Origin of the sequence: Candidatus Centipeda massiliensis (assembly GCF_900290285.1) — a bacterium.
Classification (GTDB): domain Bacteria; phylum Bacillota; class Negativicutes; order Selenomonadales; family Selenomonadaceae; genus Centipeda; species Centipeda massiliensis.
Genome location: NZ_LT985755.1, coordinates 342,852 through 360,789, shown reverse-complemented (window position 1 = coordinate 360,789; position 17,938 = coordinate 342,852). Strand labels below are relative to the sequence as shown.

Genomic DNA, 17,938 nt, shown 5'->3' with positions numbered 1-17,938 from the left:
GACGATGACGGCGCGGGATTCCTGTGCTGCACATTGTCCTGCCGGAATTAGAATGGCTGCCGTCCTTCGGGGACGGCGGCTTTTCTAGTAGGAAAGGGTTATTACAATGTTACAGGCGTTTTTACAACAATTGGTACCGGCGCTCGAAGAGAGCATCAAGCTCGCCGTGCCGCTCGGTATTCTGCTTGCAATCATTCTGCCCCTGCCGAATCAAAGCATCCGCCATACGTTTGTGCGCGTTTTGAAGTGGGGGTTTTTCCTCTCGCTCTTTATGACTGCCGTGCGTGTTGGTACAAAGTCCGCAGTCAATCGCGAGATTTTCGAGAGCATGGCGATCGGTGTCGATCTCGTGGGCGCGCTCGTTCTCTGTACGATCCTCCTGCGCAGTCTGCATCGTGAATGGACAACGAAGGAGGAGCGCGTCTTCCGTATTGGGACGGGGGCGCTTGCACTTGGTATCTTCCTCTATCACGGACTTGAACTCTGGCTGATCCCTGTTGGTACGGTTCAGGTTGCGATGGGGGACTACTTTACCCTCATTTTCTTTGTCAAGATGCTCGGTTTTCTCGGCGGCATCTTCCTCGGCTTCCTCTCGGGGTATCTGGCGTATCATGCGGCGGCGGCGCTTAATCACGGGCGGCTCGTCTTTGTCTTTACCGTGCAGATCGCTGCGACCGCCGTGCAGCAGATCATCTTTGTCATGACGGTTATGATGGCGCGGCAGGTATTTGGCGCGGAGGCGCTCATCCCCTTTATGGCGCCGTTTATCGATAACCAGAACAAAATCATCTATGTCGTCTACTTCGTTTCCATTCTCGTGCCCATTACGCTCTTTTTGCAGCCACGCCCCGAGCGTCCGCTCTGGGCAAATCCCGCGCAGTACCGTCAGCTGCTCGCGCGTGCGATTCGGCGCAAGCGTTGGGGTTCAGGGCTTCTCGCAATGCTCGTTCTGACGATACTCATTTCAAGTGTCGGCGGCTGGTATGCGAACAAGAAGGAGCAGCTTGTCCCTGCCGTTGCGGTCAAGGCGGAGGACGGACTCGTGCAGATTCCGCTTGAGGAGGTTTCCGACGGACATCTCCACCGCTATGCCTTTCGCGCTTCGGATGGAACGGATGTGCGTGTCATCATCGTACAGAAGGGCGGCTCCGCGTTCGGTGTGGGTCTTGACGCATGTGAGATCTGCGGTGCGACGGGTTACTTCGAGCGTGACGGACAGATTGTTTGCCGCCTCTGCGACGTTGTCATGAACAAGGCGACGATTGGCCTCCCGGGCGGCTGCAACCCGATCCCCGTGGAGTACCGCGTAGCGGGCGGCAGCGTGCAGATCTCGGCGGATACGCTGGAAGCGGCACGCATTCACTTCCGGTGACGGCATGAGAGGAGGAAAGCCATGTTTTGGCAAATGGTAAAAGGGGCGCTCATCCGTCAGCGCGGAAGGTTTATCCTCATCGCACTGACGGTTGCGCTCGGCGTCTCGCTCGCGACTGCCATGCTGAATGTCATGTTCGACATCGGTGAGAAGGTCAATCAGGAGCTGAAGGCATTCGGTGCGAACATCACGGTCACGCCCCGCAACTCGATGGTGCTCAAGGATCTCTACGGCGTGGAGACGACGAAGAGCACACATCGCGAGTATTTGGATGAGGCGGATCTCGGCAACATCAAGACGATTTTCTGGACGAACAATATCGTGGCGTTCTCACCGTCATTGACGACGAACATCACGCTCGCGGACGGTGAGACGGTTCCGTTCTTCGGCACGTGGTTCGAGCACACGCTCACGCTGCCGACGGATGAGGTCTATACCACGGGCGTGAAATTCATGAAGTCGTGGTGGCATGTCGATGGCAGCTGGGCGGATGATACGCAGACGGATCAGGTACTCGTCGGTACGAAGCTCGCACAGAAGCTCGGCGTTACCACAGGCAGTACGATTTCCTACAAGAAGTCGGACGGTTCGGACGGCACGTTGATGGTTACCGGCATCCTTTCGGGCGGCGGCGAGGAGGAGAATCAGATCGTCGGTTCGCTCGCTTGTGCACAAGAGCTTGCGAATGCGGCAGGCAAGATCGATCAGGTGGAGGTCAGTGCAATGACGACGCCGGAGAATGATCTTGCGCGCAAGGCGGCGGAGAATCCGAAGTCACTCTCGCAGGCAGAGTATGATATCTGGTACTGCACGTCGTACGTCGGATCGATTGCCTATCAGATTGAGGAGGTCATGCACAATGCGGCGGCGCATCCCGTGCGCCAGATCGCAGAGTCCGAGGGCAAGATTCTCGGCAAGACGCAGCTCCTTATGCTGCTGATTACGGTTTTGTCGCTGCTCTCCTCGAGCCTTGGCGTCAGCAACCTCATCAGTGCGAACATCATGGAGCGCAGCCGCGAGCTGGGACTCCTGAAGGCACTTGGCGCGACGAATCGCGCCGTCGTGCTCTCCGTTCTCGCGGAGATCTTTATTGCAGGCATCCTCGGCGGCATTCTTGGCTACGTCGTGGGACTCGGCTTTGCCCAGCTCATTGGTGAGAATGTCTTTGGCTCGGGCATTGCAGTCAATCCGTACGTCATTCCGATCATTGCCGTGCTCATGTCGCTCGTGCTGATTATCGGGAGCGTGCCCGCGATTCGTATGCTTCTGTCGCTGCAGCCGGCAGAGGTTCTCTATGGCAGGTGATGAATGATGAATCGATATAAAATGTTCTTTATCATGGTCGCCAATTCCCTGCTGCGGCGGCGTGCACGCATGGCAATCGCTCTGCTCGCCGTTGCCATCGGGGCGACGATCATCTCGGGCATGATTACGGTCTACAAGGAAGTCCCCGAACAGATGGGGCGTGCGTTCCGCGCCTACGGTGCGAACCTCCTTATCCTGCCGGGGACAGACAAGGGCGCGATTCAGGAGGATTCGGTTGCCGCCGTGCGCAAGTCCCTCTCGGGCTATGAGATCGTCGGCATCACACCGTTCCTGTATGATACCCTTCTCATCAACCATCAGACGGTGATGGCGGGCGGCACGGACTTCGCCGTCCTGCAGGAGGTCAGCCCGTATTGGCAGATTCGCGGCGACTGGCCGACACCGGGCGAGAAGGAGATCCTGCTCGGCGCGGGGGTTGCGGCGAAGCTGCGCGTGAATCCCGGCGATACGATTACCGTATCGGGCGGCGAGGGCACGATTGTGAGTGATTACCGCGTGTCCGGCATCGTCCGCACGGGCGGAAACGAAGAGAATTTTGTCTTTGTTTCCCTGCCCGATATGCAGAGCATGAAGGAACGCCCCGGCGAGCTGAGCCTCGCGCAGGTCTCCGTTGTCGCGGGGCAGGATGAGCTGACGCGCGCAGAGGAGAAGATTCGCACGGATGTCCCCGGCGTTCAGCCCCAGCTCGTCAAGCAGATTGCACAGTCCGAGGGCACGGTGCTCGGGAAACTGCAGGCACTCGTGCTCATCGTCACCGTCGTCGTCCTCGTCCTGACGCTGATCTGCGTCTCGACCACGATGATGGCGATTGTGACGGAGCGTCGCCGCGAGATCGGTCTGAAAAAGGCACTCGGTGCGGACAACCGTCACATTGTCGCTGAGTTCTTCGGCGAGGGGTGCCTTCTCGGTGCGCTCGGCGGCGTGCTCGGCTCGGGCTTTGGCTATCTCTTTGCCCAGAGTGTCAGCGTCAACGTATTCGGGCGCGGCATCGAGTTCTCGGCGACTATTGTCGTCGTCGCGCTTGTCATGTCCATCTTTGTCACGGGGCTTGCATCGCTCCTACCCGTGCGCATTGCGACGAATGTAGATCCCGCGATTATCCTGCGCGGCGAATGAGGAGGAATAACGCATGAGTTTGCTTGAACTGCGGCACGTTTCCAAGGCGTACAATGAAAAGGTGCTTGCTCTGGACGATGTCAATCTGAAGGTTGAAAAAGGCGAATGGCTTGCGGTCATGGGCCCCTCCGGCTCGGGCAAGTCGACGCTCATGAACATCATCGGCTGCATGGACAGCGCGACGAGCGGAGAGGTCATCCTCGACGGCGAGGTGCTGACGGATGCGACGCCGGAGGAACTGACGCGCTATCGCCGCGACAAGATCGGCATCGTCTTTCAGCAGTTCCACATGATCCCGTACCTCACGGCGGTCGAGAACATCATGGTCGCGCAGTACTACCACAGTATGCCCGACCGTGACGAGGCGATGGCGGCACTTGAGCGTGTCGGACTCGCCGACCGTGCGAGCCATCTGCCGAGCCAGCTCTCGGGCGGTGAGCAGCAGCGCGTCTGCATTGCGCGTGCGCTCATCAACTATCCCGTCCTCATCCTCGCGGACGAGCCGACGGGCAACCTGGACGAGAAGAATCAAAAGCTCGTCATGAAGATCTTCCATGAGCTGCACGATGAGGGGCACACGATCCTCACCGTTACGCACTCCGCCGAGGTCGGCGAGGAGGCGCAGCGCTGCGTCATCATTGAGCATGGACACATGCGTGAAAGGACGGCATGAGCATGAAAAAAACGACGTTGGGACTTGCGGTGCTCCTCTCCATCGGTGTGATGCTTACGGGCTGCGGCGATGAGAAGAAGGAAGCCCCGAAGGAGGATGCAAAACCCGCCGCACAGGCGGTATCCGTAGACTTGACGGGGGCAAAGGACGGCACGTTCGCGGGGGACAGCTCCGAGCACGCACAGCTTGGGCATTCGCACGTCGAGCTGACGATTGCGAACGGTGCGATCACAAAGGTCGTCCATACGGGCTTTGACAAGGACGGCAAGGTGAAGGACGAGAACTACGGCGCGGATAAACCCGAGGGCGTCCGCAAGAAGGCGCAGAACGCCTACAAGGCAATCGGGTCGTATGCAAGCCAACTGGAGAGCAAGAAGGATCTCGCGAAGGTCGACGCCATCGCGGGCGCGACCGTCAGCTACGACCAGTTTAACGAGGCTGTCGCAAAGGCGGTCGAAGCGGCGAAGAAGTAAATAAAATAGAAGCTGTCATACAGAGATGTGTGGCGGCTTCTTTTTGTCTGTGGTACAATGTGGGATAGCATTTAGATAGGAGGAAGAATTATGATAGACGATGCAAAATTATTGGAGACGGTCGTTAAAGAATTTGAGGCACTGACGCGCATACCGCGTCCCTCGGGACATGAGAAAGCCGTCAGCGACTACCTCAAGAAGCGTTTCGAGGAGATCGGCTGCACGGTGACGCAGGACGAGGCGCTGAACATCATCGCGGAGATGCCCGCGACGAAGGGCTGTGAGGCTGCGCCGTGCACGATCCTGCAGGGGCACATGGATATGGTCTGTGTAGCAAAGCCGGGCGTCGCCTACGATCCGCTGAAGGATCCGATCAAGCTTGTCCGTACGGAGGATGCGCTGACGGCAGACGGCACGAGCCTCGGCGGCGACGACGGCATCGGCGTTGCAGAGATCTTGACTGTGATGCAGTACTCGGAGGAACACGGACCACTGCGCGCCATCATCACGGTCGATGAGGAGCAGGGCATGACAGGAGCGCGCTATCTCAGTGCCGATCATTTGAAGAATGCGCGCTTCCTCATCAACTGCGACTCCGAGGACTATCACATCATGACGGTCGGCAGCGCAGGCAGTGTCAACCTCGATTTTTCGCGTGTGCTTTCGCGCAGGGAATCGGAGCTGCCCGCCTACCGCATCGCGGTGGAGGGGCTCTGCGGCGGACATTCGGGGGAGCGCATCGGTGACGGGCGCGGCAACGCGATCCGTACGCTCGCACTTGCTCTGCAGGCACTCGAAGATCATCGAAAAATCGAGATCGTTTCCTTTACGGGCGGAACGGCGCGCAATGCCATCCCACCGACGGCAGAGGCCATCATACGGACGGCAATCGGCGAACGCGAGATGGTCAACATCCTTGTTGCAGAGGAGCGGCGGTTCCATGCACTCTACGGTGCGGCAGACCCTGCAATGAAGTTTTCGCTTCATGCGGTGGAAGATGCGGGGAAGGTCATTGGCGAAGCGGAGCAGCATGATCTCATTGCGCTCCTTACACTCCTGCACACGGGCGTTCATGATATGTCGCGCCTCCACGCAGGCAAGGTGGAGACCTCGGCGAATCTTGGCGTTCTCCACATGGATGATATGGCGGCGGCAGTTCAGTTTTTCCCGCGCTCCTCAGTGAATGAGCGTCTGGATGAGATCGTGCGGGCGGCGCGGACAATGGCGGAGCGCATGGGCTTTACGCTCCTTGTGGGCGCACAGTCGCCGGCGTGGCGCGAGCGTGAGGACAGCGTCCTTGCAAAGATGATGGGCGAGGTTTATGCGGCGCAGAACGGCGGAGCACAGATGACCATCGAGAGCATTCATGCGGGGCTTGAGACAAGCTGGCACGCGGCGAAGAATCCCGATCTCGATATGGTGTCCATCGGCGTGACGACAACGGGCATTCACACGCCGGAAGAGCGCGTGGATGTCACGACGATTGTTCCGGAGGCAAAGCTGATGATGGAGACGCTGCGTCGCATCGCGCAGGAGAAGGCATAAAAGGATATTCTCAATTAGTTTTCCATCTCTTATAGAAAAAACTTGTGCACTGTGCTATACTATTCTCATTGATTGTGATTATATATTGGAGAGTTATTATATAATAACACATGGAGGGAAAAAGTATGGCAGATACCTATACGATGGAAGATTTGAAAAAGCGTCTGCAGGCGACGCAGCGCAAAATGACGCCACAGCGTCAGATCGTGCTGCAGGTGATCCTCGATCATCCGAGCGAGCATCTGAGTGCTGAGAAGATCTATGATATCCTGCGCGGTACGGAGTCGGAGATCGGGCTTGCGACGGTTTACCGCAGCCTCGAAATTCTCGTGTCGCTTGGGATTTTGCAAAAAATCGAGTTCGGCAAGGAGTTCGACAAACGCAACAAGGGGTCGTATTCCTACGAACTGAATCCGATTGACCCAAATCAGCATTTCCATCATCATCTGATCTGCACAGAGTGCAAGGAGATCTCGGAGTTCGAGGAGGATATGCTCGATCATCTGGAAGAGGATATTTTTCAGAAAACCGGCTTCAAGGTCGAGAACCATCAGGCGAAATTTTTCGGCGTATGCAAAAAATGTCAGGAGAAGCAGAAAAAGGCGTGAAGATTCGGTCGCTCACAATCAACAGCAGCGCCGAGGTCATAGTCAAAATTGTCCGTGAGGTACTGACGCTCTTCAAGGTGGAGATCGTCGGGCGGGCAGGGGAGGCGGATTACGCCCAACTGTCGGTGGTGAACCGGCAGTCGGGCTGTGAGCCGCCTTCTGTTATGACCGAGGTCTTTCTTTTTGCCAATGACGGTGCGTGTGAGAAATTTTATTTCACATCGGAGGGCAAGGCGGATGAAATTGCACGCGCCGCTGTTCACCGCGCGATCAAGCGGAATGTTTACGCGTTTTTCCGCGTGCGTTTTGCACTGCCGGCTGCGCCATGGGGCATTCTCCACGGGGTACGCCCGACAAAGATTGTGCACCGATGGCTGCGTACGGGGCTGTCGCCCGAGGCAATCGCTGCACGCCTTGGGGATGATTACGACTGCAGTCCGCGCAAGGCACGGCTCATCACCGATGTCGCCGTGCGTCAGCTGCCGTTTCTCGCGCAGAGCGATGTGCGGACGGTGAGCATTTACGTCGGCATTCCGTTCTGCCTTTCGCGCTGCCTCTACTGCTCCTTTCCATCGAATCTGCTTCCCTCGGAGAAGAAGCTGCGCTCCTTTATGGATGTGCTCGCACGCGACCTTGATGCGGCAGCGGAGGATGTACGTGCACTTGGTCTCACGGTGCAGAGCATTTACATCGGCGGAGGAACGCCAACCAGTCTTCCAAATGATTTTTTTGCCGAAATGATCAAAATGGTATATAATGCGTTTTATGGATCGCATATTGCGGAGTTTACGGTGGAGGCAGGGCGCCCCGACAGCATGACGGCGGAGAAGATCGCCGCCATGCGGGAGCATGCCGTGACGCGCGTCAGCGTCAACCCGCAGTCCATGCGGGCGGAGACGCTCGAACGCATCGGGCGTCACCACAGCCCCGACGACATCGTGCGCATGGTGCGTGAGATCCGTGCGGCGTTCGATGTCCACATCAATATGGATGTGATCTTGGGACTCCCGGGGGAAACGGCAGAGGATGTGGAGCGGACAGTGGCGGCGGTGACGGCGCTTGCGCCCGACGATATCACGCTCCACGCACTTGCCCTCAAGCGTGGCTCGAATCTCAGACGCAAGATGGAGACTGAGCACGTCGAGCTGCCATCCGATGCAGAGACGCAGCGCATGAGCGCGGTCGCTGTGCGCGCGGTGGAGGAGGCGGGCTACCGGCCGTACTATCTCTATCGGCAGGGCTATATGAGCGGCGATCTTGAGAACGTCGGCTATGCCCGCGCGGGGGCGGAGAGCATCTACAACATTCAGATCATGGAGGAGCGTCAGACGATCATCGGCATCGGCGGCGCCGCCACGACGAAGGTGCTCGGCATTCGCAGCGGACGTATGCACGCGGTGTTCAACGCAAAGGATCTCCAGACCTATCTGCGCGATATTGACATCTACATTGAAAAGCGCCGCGCGCTTCTGCGCGCGGAATACGAGGAGGAAACGCCCTAATGCTGACAAATGCGCCACGGGGAACGAAGGATATACTGCCCGATGCAGTGGGCGCGTGGACATGCGTGGAGAACGTGATCCGCGATCTCTGCGACCGCTATGGCTATCATGAGATCCGTACGCCGCTGTTCGAGCATACGGAGCTGTTTCAGCGCGGAATCGGCGACGGCACGGATGTCGTGGATAAGGAGATGTATACCTTTACCGACCGCGGTGACCGCAGCCTGACGCTGCGTCCGGAGAATACGGCATCCGCTGTGCGCGCCTATCTGCAGAACAAACTCTATGCGGACGGCGGGCTGCAGAAGCTCTTCTACATCGGCTCGATGTTTCGTTACGACCGCCCGCAGGCGGGGCGTATGCGCGAGTTCCACCAGTTCGGCGTGGAGGCAATCGGCGGGGGGAGCCCCGCCGTGGATGCCGAGGCGATTCTCCTCGCGTACGACTTTCTCACGGCACTCGGGCTGCAGGGGCTGACGCTCAAGCTGAACTCGGTCGGCTGCCCAACCTGCCGTCCCGTCTATCGGGAGCGTCTGCAGGCGTATTTCAAGGAGCATCTGGCGTCACTCTGCGGTGACTGTCAAAGCCGCTATACCATAAGACCCATGCGGATTCTCGACTGCAAGGCGGACGCACATCAGCCGTTTATGGCAGATGCACCTGCGATTACGGACTGCCTGTGTGAGGAGTGCAGCGCTCACTTCGATGCGGTGCAGGCACATCTGACGCATGCGGGGATCACGTATGAGCTTGACGCGCGTCTCGTGCGCGGGCTTGACTACTACACGCGGACGGCGTTCGAGATCGCCTATCCGCCGCTCGGTGCGCAGAGTGCCGTTGCGGGCGGCGGACGCTATGACGGGCTTGTCGAGGAGCTCGGTGGGAATCCAACGCCTGCCGTGGGCTTTGCGGCGGGGGTGGAGCGCGTGCTGCTCGCGCTCGAACAGCAGCATCTCCTGCCCGCGCGTCCCGCTGCAGCCGATGTGTTTATCATCGCACTCGGGGAGGCGGCAGCAGCTGCGGCGTTCCCGCTGCTGCACAATCTGCGGCAGGGCGGCGTACGCGCTTTGATGGACTATGCGGGGCGCAGCATGAAGGCGCAGATGAAGCAGGCGAACAAGTCCGGCGCGCGCTATGCCGTCATTCTCGGTGAGGATGAACTCGCGCAAGGGACGGCAGTTGTTCGTAACATGGCGGAGAGTACGCAGGAGACATATTCTCTTGACGATATGGTAAAACGATTGATTTCTGAGGTGAAGGGCTGAGATGGAAACGATGCAGGGACTCAAACGGACACATGACTGCGGCACGCTCCGCAAGGAACAGGTCGGCACGGAGGTAACGCTGTGCGGCTGGGTATCGCGCCGCCGTGACCACGGCGGGCTGATCTTTGTCGATATGCGTGACCGCTCCGGATTTGTGCAGATCGTCTTTGACGAGGCGGCAATGGCAGAGGGGACGTTCCACGAGGCGGAGACGCTGCGCTCGGAGTTCGTCATCTGTGTGCGCGGTGCAGTGCGTGCGCGCAGTGCGGAGACGGTGAACCCGAACATGGCGACGGGTGAGATCGAGGTCGTTGTAAACGAGCTGCGGATTTTGAACAAGGCGAAGACACCGCCGTTCTACATTCAGGACGGCATTGACGTGGATGAGATGATCCGTCTGCGCTATCGCTACCTCGATCTGCGCCGCCCCGAGATGCAGGCGAATATCATGCTGCGTCATCGTGTGACGAAGATCATGCGCGACTTCTTTGATCGGAACGGCTTCCTTGAGATCGAGACACCGATGCTCTGCAAGAGTACGCCCGAGGGCGCGCGCGACTTTCTCGTACCGAGCCGTCTCAATGCGGGCGAGTTCTACGCGCTGCCGCAGTCGCCGCAGATCTTCAAACAGCTGCTGATGGTCTCGGGCTTCGAGAAATATTTCCAGATCGTGCGCTGCTTCCGCGATGAGGATCTGCGTGCCGACCGTCAGCCCGAATTCACGCAGCTCGATATCGAGATGTCCTTTATGGATCAGGACTCCATCCTCACGCTGATGGAGGAGATGGTGAAGGAACTCTTCGACAAGAGCATGGGCGTCAAGATTGAAACGCCGTTCCGCCGTATGTCGTGGGACGAGGCGATGGAGCGGTTCGGCTCGGACAAGCCCGATCTGCGCTTCGGCATGGAGCTGCAGGATATCACGGACTACGTCGGCGGCTCGGAGTTCAAGGTGTTCAATGCCGTCATGGAGGCGGGCGGACGCGTCAAGGTCATCAACGTCGAGGGCTATGCCAACATCCCGCGCCGTGAGCTTGACGATCTCGTGCTGTATGTCCAGAACTACGGGGCGAAGGGGCTTGCGTGGATTCAGTACACGGAGGAGGGCGTAAAGTCACCCTTCAAGAAGTTCTACTCCGATGAGACGTTCGAGACGATCAAGAACGCTGTCGGGGCAAAGACGGGCGATCTCCTTCTCGTTGTCGCCGACCAACCCGCCGTCGTGGCACAGGCGCTCGGCGAACTGCGCCTTGAGATGGGGCGCCGCCGCAATCTGATGAACCCCGACGAGTTGTCCTTCCTCTGGGTCGTGGACTTCCCGATGTTCGAGTACAGTGCGGAGGAGAAGCGCTACAAGGCGATGCACCATCCGTTCACCGCGCCGCGCGAGGAGGATATTCCGCTGCTCACGAGCGACCCTGGACGCGTTAAGGCGAATGCCTATGACATGGTGCTGAACGGCGTCGAGATCGGCGGCGGCAGTCTGCGCATCTATCGCAGCGATCTGCAGGAGCAGGTCTTTGAGGCGCTTGGCTTTGCACCGGAGGAGGCGCGCGAGCGCTTCGGCTTCATGATGAACGCGTTTGAGTACGGCACGCCGCCGCACGGCGGTCTCGCATTCGGGCTGGATCGCCTTGTCATGATTATGGCGAAGCGCCGCTCGATTCGCGATGTCATTCCGTTCCCGAAGACGCAGAGTGCGTCGGATGTCATGTGCGAAGCTCCGTCGCCCGTTGACGAGAAGCAGCTGCGTGAACTTTACATCCGCACGGCTGTGCCGAAGAAAAAGGCGGAGAATGCTGCGCAGTAACGATTGAATATAGGGAGGGCGTCCGCAGTTGACGCTCTCTTTTGACGATGTGGGGGGAGTACTCCTTGGCTAAGCGGGTCAATATACTGGGCGTGGAGGTCGATGCGGTCACGATGGCAGAGGCGGTCGATGCCGTGCGTTCCTATATGGACGCGCGCACGGGCGTGATGATTGCCACGGCAAACGCGGAGATGATTATGCGTGCGACGCACGATCAGGAGCTTTGTGATATCCTCAATGCGGCGGCACTCGTCGTGCCGGACGGAGCGGGGACGGTCTGGGCGGCGCGCCATCTGGGACACGCGATGCCCGAGCGCGTCGCGGGCTATGATCTCGCGCAGGAACTACTGCGCCGCGCACCCGCAGAGGAGCGGCGCGTCTACTTCTTCGGCTCTGCACCCGGAGTTGCGGAGAAGGCAAAGGCAAAGGCGGAGTCGCTGTATCCCGGCATTGAAATCGTCGGCGTGCGCAACGGCTTCTTCAAAGAGTCGGATAACGCAGCGATTATCGAAGAGATCCGGCGAGCAAATCCTGACCTCCTGCTTGTCGCCCTCGGCGTACCGAAGCAGGAGAAGTGGATCGCCGCACATCTCGCAGCGCTTGACGTACCCGTTGCGATTGGTGTCGGCGGGACGCTTGATGTCATGGCGGGCGTGATGAAGCGCGCACCGCGCTGGATGCAGAAGGCAAAGCTCGAATGGCTCTTCCGTGGGCTGCTTCAGCCGAAGCGCGCGGGACGGCTGCTCGCATTGCCGAAATTTGTACTGAAGGTACACGCCTCACGAAAATAAGCGCCGTATCTGTGGACAAAGAATAGGCTTTCCATTATAATTGAAAGCAGTGTAACACGCCGTATGTACTCCTCGCAAACACCTCGTTACGCAAATGGTCGTACACTTATCTGCCTAAATACCTGCGGATTCCAAACGCGCTTCGCTTGAACGAATAAAATCCGCAGGGGGCAGAACGTGTACTTTCTCCGTTTGCTTCACTAGGGTTTGCTTAGGAGTACAAGCTGGCTCAGATTTTTTATAAGGAGGCGGGTGCGCATGGTCATTGTAAGCGAGGGCTATAAATTCATCGGCGCGGCGCTTATACTGGCTGTCATTCTTAGTTTTTTTGCACATCCGTACGCGGCGATTCCATTTGTCGTGCTTGCGTGCTACTTCGCATACTTCTTCCGCAGTCCTGCGCGTGAGATCGTGCAGGACGTGAATCACATCCTCTCACCTGCGGACGGTACAGTCACGGAGATTTCGTCTGTTGGTGTGGATGACTTTGTGGGGGAGAAGTGCAACAAGGTCGTCATCTTCATGTCGGTATTCAACGTACACGTCAACCGCAGCCCCATCAATGGCGAAATTAAGCTGCAAAAGTACTACTGCGGACGTTTTAAGCCTGCATACGAGGACGAGGTTGGCTTTGAGAACGAGCATCATCTCATTGGCATTGATCGCGGTGATCTGCGGATCACGGTGAAGCAGATCGCGGGGATTCTTGCGCGCCGCATTGTTTCGTGGGTGACGCTTGATGATCGGCTGCAGCAGGGAGATATTTACGGCATGATCCGTTTCGGATCGTGTCTTGAGATCGTCATGCCCGAGCGGGCGGCGATTCTCGTCAAAGAGGGCGAAAAGGTGCAGGGCGGCAAAACCGTTCTGGGGAGGCTCGAAAGCGAATGAATTACAGACGGTTTCTGCCGAATCTGTGTACGGCGATGAATCTTGTCTTTGGAATGTGTTCCATCCTCGCGACGGTCGAGGGACATCTCGATTGGGGCGCACTTTTCATCTTTTGCGCGCTCATCGCGGACGGTCTGGATGGGCGCATTGCGCGTGCGTTCGGTGTGTCCAGTGAGTTTGGCAAGGAGATGGACTCGCTCTGTGACCTCGGTTCGTTCGGCGTTGCCCCCGCGCTTCTCGCGTGGTCGCTCGCCCTGCATAGCTATGGATTCATTGGTATAGCGGTGACCATTTTCTTTGCTGTGTGCGGTATGTGGCGGCTCACGCGCTTCAACGTGAACGCGAGCGTCGTACACGGCTACTTTATGGGGCTTGCGATTCCGGCGGGCGGTAACCTTGTCGCCATGTCGACGTGGCTCTTCTTGGAGCTTAAAGTCGACCCGACCTCGTTTGGCATGATTTACCCCATAGCCGTCGCTGTGACGGCATACCTGATGGTCAGTCATGTCCACTACCCCGATTTCAAGGGCGGCGGTGAGAAAATCTATATGGTATCCAAACTCTTTGCCCTCGTCGTCTTCATGGGAATACTGTATTTGGGCAGCGCAGCAATCCTGCCCGCAGTCTTTGCGGGGATCTTTGCTACTTACGCGCTCTTTGGGATTGTCAATCACACGATAGCCGTTATGGCGCGTGCAAAGGAAGGCTGAGCCCACATGACTGAGTTCATTCAATTTGTTTCGCCCTATCTTCCGGCGCATCTTTTTGACATTGTGATGATTCCAATGCAGGTTGTCCTGCTGCTCTTTACGCTCTATTTCTTCTTCATTGGTTTTTGCTGCCTCTGGCGACCCAAGGAGCAGAAGATCCTGACGCCCGAAAAGACCTTTGCTGTCGTGGTCGCCGCGCATAACGAGGCGGCGGTCATCGGTCAGCTGATCGAGAATCTGAAACGCCTTGACTATCCGAAGGATCTCTATGACATCTACGTGATCGCGGACAACTGCACGGACGAAACGGCACAGATCGCGGAAAAGGCGGGGGCGATTGTCTGTGAGCGCACACATCCGACGAAGAAGAGCAAGGGCTTTGCGCTTGAGTGGATGTTTGAGCGGCTCTTCGCGATGGACAGGGAGTATGACGCAATCGCAATCTTCGATGCGGATAACCTCGTTCATCCGAACTTCCTCAAGGAGATGAACAACCGTCTCCTCAAGGGCGACAAGGTCATTCAGGGCTTTCTCGACGCGAAGAATCCTTATGATACGTGGGTCGCGGGCACGTTTGCGATTGCGTTCTGGGTCATTGACCACATCTCGCATCTCGCAAAGACGAACATCGGACTCTCCGCGTGCCTTGGCGGCACGGGGATGTGCATCACGACGGATGTACTGAAACGACACGGCTGGCGTGCAACCTGTCTCACGGAGGACATGGAGTTCACGATGAAGCTGCTCGCCGAGGGCATCAAGACGACGTGGGCGCATGACGCCATTGTCTACGATGAGAAGCCGCTGACGTTCAAGCAGGCGTGGAATCAGCGCCGTCGCTGGGCACAGGGGCAGTTCGATGTGGCGCATCGCTTCATTCCAACCATGATCCGCGAGGGCTGGAAGCGGCGCGACATACGGATCTGGGATGGCTGTATTTATCTGCTGCAGCCGCACTTTCTGATGATTTCGACCTTCTTCATTATCATCAGCTATGTGCAGCTTGCGTTCCCGCCGTTCTACACGAGCATCTACAAGTTCCTGCCGTCGCAGCTCATGACCGCAATCATGATCGGGCAGTATGTCCTGCCCATGATTATTCTCATCAAGGTGCGTGCGAAGCTCAAGGCGTGGTTTTATCTGCTCCTCTATCCCGTGTTCATCTACTCGTGGATTCCGATTATCTTCCTCGGATTCATCCATCGCAACGAGCACGAGTGGAGCCATACGAAGCATACGCGCGCCATGAGCATGGACGAGGTCATGAGCGATGTGAAGTAACACAAAAGGCTGCTGCATACGTGCGGCAGCCTCTTTTCAATCAAGCATTGCAATAGGAGAACACTATGTATACATTACGCGTCGAGGGCGCATTCGAGGCGGCGCACCGCGTCGTGAACTATCCCGGCAAATGTGATCGTCTGCACGGGCACAACTGGGTGGTCGAGGCGACCTTTCAGGGCACGCAGCTCGATGAACTCGGCATGCTGATCGACTTTAAGATTGCGAAAAAGGTACTTGCCGACCTATTGGACGAGTTCGACCACTACTATCTGAACGACTTCCCGCCGTTTAACGAGGGGGTGAATCCCACAGCGGAGAATCTTGCCCGCATCATCTACGAACGACTTGAAGCGCGCGCAGAGGTGCAGGCATCTCCTGCGGAGCTGACTGCGCTGACCGTTTGGGAGTCGCCGAAGTCCTCTGTCACCTATACAAAGGACTGATATGCGCGAGAACATCATTGAAATCTTTTCCTCCATACAGGGGGAGGGGAAGTATGTCGGTTGCCGTCAGGTCTTTGTGCGCCTTGAGGGGTGCAACCTCGACTGTGCTTACTGCGATACGGAGAACGAGATCGGACGCCATCCATGCTGCATGGTCGAGGAGGGGGCGGGAACACACGCGCTTGTCCCACACGAAAATCCGCTTTCCGTGGAGATGGTTGCAGAGATCGTTGCACGTCTTGTGGGCGATGTCCCGCACCACTCCCTCAGCATCACGGGCGGTGAGCCGCTGCTTCATGTTCCCTTTATCAAGGAACTCGCCGCACATATCGACCTGCCCGTTTTTCTTGAAACAAACGGCACGCTTGACAGGGCTCTTGCAGAGTGCATCGACTGCATTTCACACATCAGCATGGATCTGAAGCTGCCCGATGTCCTGTCCGCGCCCGTCTGGGACACGCACGCACGTTTTCTCGAAATCGCACGCGCCAAGGATGTCTATGTTAAGGTCGTCGTTGCGGCAGAGACCCGCGCAGAGGATGTGGAGCGTGCGGCGCGCCTCGTCGCCGCGATCGCACCCACGACGCTCCTCGTCCTCCAGCCCGTTACGCCATACGGCGGCTGCAGCGCACCGAGTCCCGCACGGCTCCTCGAACTCCAACGCCTTGCCCTGTGTCACATTTCCGATGTCCGCGTTATCCCGCAGACGCATCGCATGATGGATTTATTGTAAAATGGCGCATTTATCACGAAAAACTATTGACGTGTATGGTAAACTAAACGGATAGTAATACTTGTCTGCAATAGAAAGCGAATATCATGAAGATCATTGATGCCCATCTGCACTTTGGCAGAGGGGAGTATTTTGATACGGTGGCGCGGGCTGCGGGGCATGAGAATACGGAGGCGGCACTGCGCCGCGACTTCCGTGCGGCGGGCATTGTCCACGGCATCGTGATGGGTAATCTGCCCGTGGAGGAGACGAATCCAGACTATCCCGATATCTTCCATTACTGCGTGGGCATCGGGGGCGACGGTGTGACGGAGATCGCGGCGGGGCGCATCGAAAAGCTCCTACCTGCGCTCGAACAGCATCTAAAAAGCGAGCGATGCGTCGGCATCAAGCTCTATCCGGGCTATCATTATTTCTATATCTATGACGATGTGCTTGCACCCATTTACGAGCTCGCGGCGCAGTACAAGAAGCCCGTTGCCGTGCACACGGGGCTGACGGCGACGGAGAAGGCGCTGCTGAAATACGCGCACCCGAATGTGATGGACGAGGCGGCGACAAAGTTCCGTGCGGTGCATTTCGTCATGTGTCATTTTGGCGAGCCATATTTCACGGATGCAGTCGCCGTCATGGAGAAGAATCCGAATGTGAGTGCCGATCTTTCGGGGATGCTTGCGGGCAAAATTCAGGATTTTGAGCTATTCTGTCAGCAGAAGAAGTTCTATATCGAGCAGCTGCATGGCTGGCTCGCGTATTTGAATGCGTACGACCGCCTGATGTTTGGGACGGACTGGCCGCTCGCGAATTTTGGCGACTACATTGCGTTCACGAAGCTGCTCATTCCCGAGGAACATTGGAATGCGGTGTTCTATGACAATGCCGTGCGGATTTATCATCTGCACTTGTAAATGAGGAAATTCTATGGCAATCTTGGAAATCAAAAAGGCGGGTGATCCCGTCCTGAAACAGGTGGCAGAACCGATTGACCGCCTCACGAAGCGGCATCGGCAGCTGCTTGACGATATGGCGGAGACGATGTACTCCGCCGATGGCGTTGGGCTTGCCGCTCCACAGGTGGGGAAATCCCTGCGCATCGTGGTGATCGATGTGCAGGACGAGCATGGTCTGCTCGAACTTGTGAATCCTGTTATCACGATGCGCGAGGGGACGGTGGTGGACTCGGAGGGCTGCCTCTCCGTGCCGCAGGTCTACGGCGATGTGGAGCGCGCCGAGCGCGTGACGGTGGAGTATATGGATCGGCGCAGCCGCAGACGCAGCCTGACGGCGGAGGGGCTTCTCGCGCGCTGCATTCAGCACGAGTGTGACCATCTCGACGGCAGACTCTTTATTGACATTGCGATCAATCTGCGCAAGGAGGAGGAAAAGGGGTGACGAA

General features: G+C 57.6%; 18 protein-coding genes. All 18 read left to right on the top strand.

Features of this window, described 5'->3' with window-relative positions; all coding sequences use genetic code 11:
• Positions 1 to 106 precede the first annotated feature (106 nt).
• Positions 107 to 1,372 carry a DUF2318 domain-containing protein gene (locus C8273_RS07725; RefSeq protein ID WP_106627157.1) on the top strand — a complete coding sequence of 422 codons (1,266 nt, stop codon included), beginning with the start codon at positions 107 to 109 and terminating at the stop codon, positions 1,370 to 1,372.
• Positions 1,373 to 1,393: 21 nt separating this feature from the next.
• On the top strand, positions 1,394 to 2,677 hold the full coding sequence (locus tag C8273_RS07720) for an ABC transporter permease (protein WP_106627156.1): 1,284 nt from the start codon (positions 1,394 to 1,396) through the stop codon (positions 2,675 to 2,677).
• A 3-nt stretch (positions 2,678 to 2,680) separates the two neighbouring features.
• Positions 2,681 to 3,814: an ABC transporter permease gene (locus C8273_RS07715; RefSeq protein WP_106627155.1), complete on the top strand. Its 1,134-nt coding sequence runs from the start codon at positions 2,681 to 2,683 to the stop codon at positions 3,812 to 3,814.
• Positions 3,815 to 3,827: 13 nt separating this feature from the next.
• The gene (locus C8273_RS07710; protein WP_106627154.1) at positions 3,828 to 4,487 is read left to right on the top strand and encodes an ABC transporter ATP-binding protein; all 660 of its coding nucleotides are present in this window, start codon (positions 3,828 to 3,830) and stop codon (positions 4,485 to 4,487) included.
• Between the two features lie 2 nt (positions 4,488 to 4,489).
• On the top strand, positions 4,490 to 4,960 hold the full coding sequence (locus C8273_RS07705) for an FMN-binding protein (RefSeq protein WP_106627153.1): 471 nt from the start codon (positions 4,490 to 4,492) through the stop codon (positions 4,958 to 4,960).
• Between the two features lie 90 nt (positions 4,961 to 5,050).
• The gene (gene pepD / locus C8273_RS07700) at positions 5,051 to 6,505 is read left to right on the top strand and encodes a beta-Ala-His dipeptidase (RefSeq protein ID WP_106627152.1); all 1,455 of its coding nucleotides are present in this window, start codon (positions 5,051 to 5,053) and stop codon (positions 6,503 to 6,505) included.
• Between the two features lie 125 nt (positions 6,506 to 6,630).
• Entirely contained in the window at positions 6,631 to 7,113 is a 483-nt protein-coding gene (locus tag C8273_RS07695) for a Fur family transcriptional regulator (protein WP_106627151.1), read from the top strand.
• Positions 7,110 to 8,615 carry a coproporphyrinogen dehydrogenase HemZ gene (hemZ, locus tag C8273_RS07690; RefSeq protein ID WP_106627150.1) on the top strand — a complete coding sequence of 502 codons (1,506 nt, stop codon included), beginning with the start codon at positions 7,110 to 7,112 and terminating at the stop codon, positions 8,613 to 8,615. Before C8273_RS07695 ends, hemZ begins: the two co-directional genes overlap by 4 nt.
• Positions 8,615 to 9,880: a histidine--tRNA ligase gene (gene hisS, locus C8273_RS07685; RefSeq protein WP_106627149.1), complete on the top strand. Its 1,266-nt coding sequence runs from the start codon at positions 8,615 to 8,617 to the stop codon at positions 9,878 to 9,880. The genes hemZ and hisS overlap by 1 nt, the downstream gene beginning before the upstream one ends.
• Position 9,881: 1 nt before the next feature.
• A complete protein-coding gene (aspS, locus tag C8273_RS07680; protein WP_106627148.1) occupies positions 9,882 to 11,690 on the top strand; it encodes an aspartate--tRNA ligase in 1,809 nt (602 codons plus the stop codon).
• Positions 11,691 to 11,755: 65 nt separating this feature from the next.
• Positions 11,756 to 12,481: a WecB/TagA/CpsF family glycosyltransferase gene (locus C8273_RS07675; protein ID WP_106627314.1), complete on the top strand. Its 726-nt coding sequence runs from the start codon at positions 11,756 to 11,758 to the stop codon at positions 12,479 to 12,481.
• Between the two features lie 258 nt (positions 12,482 to 12,739).
• Complete coding sequence (locus C8273_RS07670) at positions 12,740 to 13,372, top strand: phosphatidylserine decarboxylase (RefSeq protein ID WP_106627147.1); 633 nt, start codon at positions 12,740 to 12,742, stop codon at positions 13,370 to 13,372.
• Complete coding sequence (gene pssA, locus C8273_RS07665; protein ID WP_106627146.1) at positions 13,369 to 14,082, top strand: CDP-diacylglycerol--serine O-phosphatidyltransferase; 714 nt, start codon at positions 13,369 to 13,371, stop codon at positions 14,080 to 14,082. The genes C8273_RS07670 and pssA overlap by 4 nt, the downstream gene beginning before the upstream one ends.
• A 6-nt stretch (positions 14,083 to 14,088) precedes the next feature.
• Positions 14,089 to 15,363 (top strand): glycosyltransferase family 2 protein, encoded by a 1,275-nt coding sequence (locus C8273_RS07660; RefSeq protein ID WP_106627145.1) that lies wholly within the window; start codon positions 14,089 to 14,091, stop codon positions 15,361 to 15,363.
• Between the two features lie 65 nt (positions 15,364 to 15,428).
• A complete protein-coding gene (gene queD, locus C8273_RS07655) occupies positions 15,429 to 15,809 on the top strand; it encodes a 6-carboxytetrahydropterin synthase QueD (RefSeq protein WP_106627144.1) in 381 nt (126 codons plus the stop codon).
• A 1-nt stretch (position 15,810) separates the two neighbouring features.
• Positions 15,811 to 16,542, top strand: a complete 732-nt coding sequence (locus C8273_RS07650; protein ID WP_106627143.1) for a 7-carboxy-7-deazaguanine synthase QueE — start codon at positions 15,811 to 15,813, stop codon at positions 16,540 to 16,542.
• 86 nt (positions 16,543 to 16,628) lie between these two features.
• Positions 16,629 to 17,450, top strand: coding sequence for an amidohydrolase family protein (locus tag C8273_RS07645; protein ID WP_106627142.1), 822 nt, complete (start codon positions 16,629 to 16,631; stop codon positions 17,448 to 17,450).
• A 13-nt stretch (positions 17,451 to 17,463) separates the two neighbouring features.
• Positions 17,464 to 17,934 carry a peptide deformylase gene (def, locus tag C8273_RS07640; RefSeq protein ID WP_106627141.1) on the top strand — a complete coding sequence of 157 codons (471 nt, stop codon included), beginning with the start codon at positions 17,464 to 17,466 and terminating at the stop codon, positions 17,932 to 17,934.
• Positions 17,935 to 17,938: the final 4 nt, after the last annotated feature.

What these genes read in the sequence shown, in the direction of transcription:
- C8273_RS07725 (WP_106627157.1), top strand. Translation starts at nt 107, where the DNA reads ATGTTACAGGCGTTTTTACAACAATTGGTACCGGCGCTCGAAGAGAGC.
- C8273_RS07720 (WP_106627156.1), top strand. Translation starts at nt 1,394, where the DNA reads ATGTTTTGGCAAATGGTAAAAGGGGCGCTCATCCGTCAGCGCGGAAGG.
- C8273_RS07715 (WP_106627155.1), top strand. Translation starts at nt 2,681, where the DNA reads ATGATGAATCGATATAAAATGTTCTTTATCATGGTCGCCAATTCCCTG.
- C8273_RS07710 (WP_106627154.1), top strand. Translation starts at nt 3,828, where the DNA reads ATGAGTTTGCTTGAACTGCGGCACGTTTCCAAGGCGTACAATGAAAAG.
- C8273_RS07705 (WP_106627153.1), top strand. Translation starts at nt 4,490, where the DNA reads ATGAAAAAAACGACGTTGGGACTTGCGGTGCTCCTCTCCATCGGTGTG.
- pepD (WP_106627152.1), top strand. Translation starts at nt 5,051, where the DNA reads ATGATAGACGATGCAAAATTATTGGAGACGGTCGTTAAAGAATTTGAG.
- C8273_RS07695 (WP_106627151.1), top strand. Translation starts at nt 6,631, where the DNA reads ATGGCAGATACCTATACGATGGAAGATTTGAAAAAGCGTCTGCAGGCG.
- hisS (WP_106627149.1), top strand. Translation starts at nt 8,615, where the DNA reads ATGCTGACAAATGCGCCACGGGGAACGAAGGATATACTGCCCGATGCA.
- aspS (WP_106627148.1), top strand. Translation starts at nt 9,882, where the DNA reads ATGGAAACGATGCAGGGACTCAAACGGACACATGACTGCGGCACGCTC.
- C8273_RS07670 (WP_106627147.1), top strand. Translation starts at nt 12,740, where the DNA reads ATGGTCATTGTAAGCGAGGGCTATAAATTCATCGGCGCGGCGCTTATA.
- pssA (WP_106627146.1), top strand. Translation starts at nt 13,369, where the DNA reads ATGAATTACAGACGGTTTCTGCCGAATCTGTGTACGGCGATGAATCTT.
- C8273_RS07660 (WP_106627145.1), top strand. Translation starts at nt 14,089, where the DNA reads ATGACTGAGTTCATTCAATTTGTTTCGCCCTATCTTCCGGCGCATCTT.
- queD (WP_106627144.1), top strand. Translation starts at nt 15,429, where the DNA reads ATGTATACATTACGCGTCGAGGGCGCATTCGAGGCGGCGCACCGCGTC.
- C8273_RS07650 (WP_106627143.1), top strand. Translation starts at nt 15,811, where the DNA reads ATGCGCGAGAACATCATTGAAATCTTTTCCTCCATACAGGGGGAGGGG.
- C8273_RS07645 (WP_106627142.1), top strand. Translation starts at nt 16,629, where the DNA reads ATGAAGATCATTGATGCCCATCTGCACTTTGGCAGAGGGGAGTATTTT.
- def (WP_106627141.1), top strand. Translation starts at nt 17,464, where the DNA reads ATGGCAATCTTGGAAATCAAAAAGGCGGGTGATCCCGTCCTGAAACAG.